Origin of the sequence: Pseudarthrobacter enclensis, from assembly GCF_030811655.1 — a bacterium.
In the GTDB taxonomy this organism is placed as follows: domain Bacteria; phylum Actinomycetota; class Actinomycetes; order Actinomycetales; family Micrococcaceae; genus Arthrobacter; species Arthrobacter enclensis_A.
On sequence record NZ_JAUSRE010000052.1, the window covers coordinates 1 to 2,351 of the forward strand.

The 2,351-nt window shown below is 58.9% G+C and carries 2 protein-coding genes; both read right to left on the reverse strand.

Annotated elements, in window-relative coordinates; translation table 11 throughout:
* Positions 1-77: 77 nt before the first annotated feature.
* On the reverse strand, positions 78-530 hold the full coding sequence (locus tag J2X98_RS22120) for a serine O-acetyltransferase (RefSeq protein WP_307312664.1): 453 nt from the start codon (positions 528-530) through the stop codon (positions 78-80).
* A 120-nt stretch (positions 531-650) separates the two neighbouring features.
* Complete coding sequence (locus J2X98_RS22125; protein ID WP_307312666.1) at positions 651-1,475, reverse strand: MBL fold metallo-hydrolase; 825 nt, start codon at positions 1,473-1,475, stop codon at positions 651-653.
* Positions 1,476-2,351 lie beyond the last annotated feature (876 nt).

Consider the following 2,351-nt stretch of genomic DNA (forward strand, 5'->3'; position numbering starts at 1 on the left):
AATTTGGGACCACTGCCCGTCAGTCAAAACAGAAGTACGAGACACCCATCAAGCATCTCGGATAAAGAGCCTGAGATTTAGGAGACACGCCCTAGAGTCCGGTCATTCTTTCGTCGTGCTGGCACGCCCACCCACACCCCGTTTGGTTCGGGCGTAGTTGTTGTCAGCACGGCGTTGGCCCCGACGACGGTTCCCCGCTTGACCGTGAGGATGCCGTCGTTGCAGATGATCTTGGCGCCCGCGCACAGAACGACGTCATCCTCAATGATGATCCCGCCAACCGGGGACTTGTCTCCTGCAATCCAGGGGTCACCCCGGCCGATGGTGACACCGTGATAGATCGTTACGTTGTTGCCGATCTTGGTCGACGGGTGGATCACGGTGCCGAAACCAGGATGCAACACCTTGAGTCCGCGCCCAACCTCAACTGAGGCGGGGAACTCAACCCCGTACAGGGCAAGGGCTTCCTTCGCCGCCCTTCCGAGTACAGAATGGCTACGCAGGTTAATGAGACGGGTAATCAGAGACATTCCCCAAGCCTAAGGGCAAGTAAGACGGGTTGCGGTCACGCCTTACGGCGCTTTGCGCCACTAACCACTGCTCGGGATAATCATGCAAACAACTATCAGCGGGGCGCCTGTCGGGCGCCCCTAGGACTCGCGGCTCGTTTGCCCGCGGGTCTCCTGCAAACGCTTAATGAACCAGCGGGACTGCTCGGGGCCATAGGGCAGGACGGGAATGGCTTTGGTCGCATCGTTGGGGGTATCGCGGATGGATTGGCGGGCTTGGCGGACGGCGGTGGTCATGGTGTTGGCCATGGTTTTGACGAACTGGTCGCTGCAGGGCCGTCCGTGGCCCGGGATCAGAAATTCGTAGCGGTGGCGCAACGCGGAGATGTGCCTAAGAACGTCAGCCCACTCCTCGGGGTAGGAGTCCTCGAACGATGGGTGGGCGCCCTGCTCCACAAGGTCACCGACGTAGAGAGTTGAGCGCGTTCCCACCAGGAGATCACCATCAGTGTGGCCGCGTCCCAGGTAGAACAAGGTTGCTGTGAGGCCGCCAAGGTCCACCAGCACGGGCTGATCTTTGACGATCGCCTTGGGGACCACGCACTCGACGTTTGCACCTTCGCAGGCCGCCATCTCAGGTTCCAGCGTTCCCACGTGCCGACGCTGTAGATCACCGCGATGTTCTATCTCGGCGGCACAGTTCTGGTGCGCCCAAAATTCGGTTACGCCGGCATCAGCGAAAACGGCGTTGCCAAAGAAGTGGTCGTAGTGGGCGTGGGTGTTGACGACGACGAGGGGCAGGTCTGTCTTCTCCCTGACAGCATCCAGAATCTCGCGCCCCTGGCGGGGACCACATCCGGTGTCGATGACCATGGCACGTTCGGAGCCGACGATCAGGCCAGTGTTCAGCAGGGATCCTTCGGTGACCAATACGTGGTTCCCCGCGCCGACTTCGAACCATTCCAACGTTGTTCCTCCCTACCTCGACAAACCAGTATTATTTCGTCTTGGTTCACGATTCTACCCGCGTGATCCTGGTCGACTTGGTAAACTTGGGGACTCACCACAATTTCCATTTCAGCGGCATACAGTACTTCTGAGGCGGCAGTAGGGCCTTCACGCCGCAGTTATGATCGTGCTCGACGGCGTCCACCCCGAACCGATGTAGTCTCCTTCGGACCTGCTCCATTGAAATGAAATAGCTGGAACGCAAATGGATTCATTTTGCCACCGCAAGCGCTCGACGCACATCTCCGACAATCTTTCGTCCAGGGACCACTCCCAACTGCTTACATGCGAGAGACGGGTTTCAAGGTACCGCAGGGCGGAACGGTGGCCAGCCTCCAAGTTGACGACATGGATGTGATCGCCAACCAAGGTTCCCTTTGACGTGGCGTAGTCATTGACGAAGATTTGAAGGGCAGGATGCCCTCCCACAACTACGTAGGCTACGAACGGCAGGAGGTCGCTGGGAATCCCTAGCGACCTTCACCGACGAGACCCGCCCATACGCGCCCACTGGATTGAAGTAGCGCAGAGGCGCGATCCTCCAGCGAGAATCAGGGGCGCCTAAGTCGGACAGCATGTCGTCGACCTGGTCCTCGGCTCTACCGTAGAGATTAGTAGCATCTACGCTGCGCCCCTCACGTATGGGTACATCCGCGTTGAACCATAAACGATAGCGACTGAACTGAATGAAGGTCCTGAAGTCGTATGGGTATTCGCGCACCAAGACCAAGTTCATTATTCGACGGTGACGCTCTTGGCGAGGTTGCGGGGCTGGTCCACGTCGTAGCCCTTGGCTGCGGCGAGTTCCGCGGCGAAGATCTGCAGCGGCACGGT